This window comes from Kitasatospora sp. NPDC056531, from assembly GCF_042794375.1.
GTDB lineage: Bacteria > Actinomycetota > Actinomycetes > Streptomycetales > Streptomycetaceae > Kitasatospora.
In genome coordinates this window covers 28,800-29,818 of record NZ_JBHTTU010000081.1, presented here as the reverse complement: position 1 = coordinate 29,818, position 1,019 = coordinate 28,800, and the positions used below count along the sequence as shown (strand labels likewise).

The following is a 1,019-nucleotide window of genomic DNA, read 5'->3' as shown; positions in this document are numbered from 1 at the left end:
GGTTACATTCCGAACCCGGAAGCTAAGCCTCACAGCGCCGATGGTACTGCAGGGGGGACCCTGTGGGAGAGTAGGACGCCGCCGAACAATCATTCCAAAAAGACCCCCTCCCATTCGGGAGGGGGTCTTTTTGCGTTAACCTCTGCCAATGCAGAACCTGACCCTGACCTGGCAGTCCGCCGGGGGTGCCGCCGTCGGCCTCTACGGAGGCGCGTACGTTGCCGCGCGGGTCCGGAAGCCGGGGGTCTCGTCGCTGCTGCGGGAGGCCGGCACTTTGCTGGCGCTGTTCGCGCTCTGGCAGTTGGTGGGACACCTGTCAGTGATGAGCGCCGACCACGCGTTGGACCGGGCGAGCTGGATCCATCACGCCGAGCAGATCATCGGACTGCCGGACGAGGCGTCCTGGCAGGCGGCGATCACGCCGTACCCGGTGCTGGTGAGGCTGGCGAACTACTACTACGCGGTCATGCACTTCGCCGTGATGCTTGCTGTGCTGCTCTGGGTGTTCCTGCGGCACCGGGAGCGCTACGCGTGGGTGCGCAACACCGTGGTGATCACCACCGCGGTCTGTCTGCTGGTGCAGTTCATCCCGGTGGCGCCGCCGCGGATGCTGCCGCAGAGCGGGTTCGTCGACGTGGCCGCCGAGTACGGACAGTCGGTGTACGGGGGTGCGGTCGGCGGCGTGGTGGTGGCCGATCAGCTGTCGGCGATGCCGTCGGTGCACGTCGCCTGGTGCGTGCTGGCGGCGGTCGCGGTGGTACGGGTGTCGCCGAGCCCGTTCCGCTGGGTGGTGGTGTTGCACCCGGTGCTGACGGTCGCGGTGGTCGTGGTGACGGCCAACCACTTCTGGGCGGACGGCATCGTCGCCGTCGTGATCCTGCTCTTCGCCTACGCCGTCCTGGTGTTGGCGGCGCGCCGACGGGGTCGGGGGGGGGGGGGGGGAGGGGGAAAAGAACAACAAAAAGGACGCAAAGGGAAAAAAAAAAAAAAAAAGAAAAACAAAAAAAAAAACCCCCAAC

At 65.7% G+C, this 1,019-nt stretch carries 1 protein-coding gene and 1 rRNA gene; both read left to right on the top strand.

The window, feature by feature from the left end:
• A 5S ribosomal RNA gene (gene rrf / locus ACFQ87_RS36430) occupies positions 1 to 87 on the top strand; the annotation flags it as partial.
• Between the two features lie 61 nt (positions 88 to 148).
• On the top strand, positions 149 to 1,019 hold an 871-nt coding region (locus ACFQ87_RS36425), incomplete at its 3' end, for a phosphatase PAP2 family protein (RefSeq protein WP_380615218.1).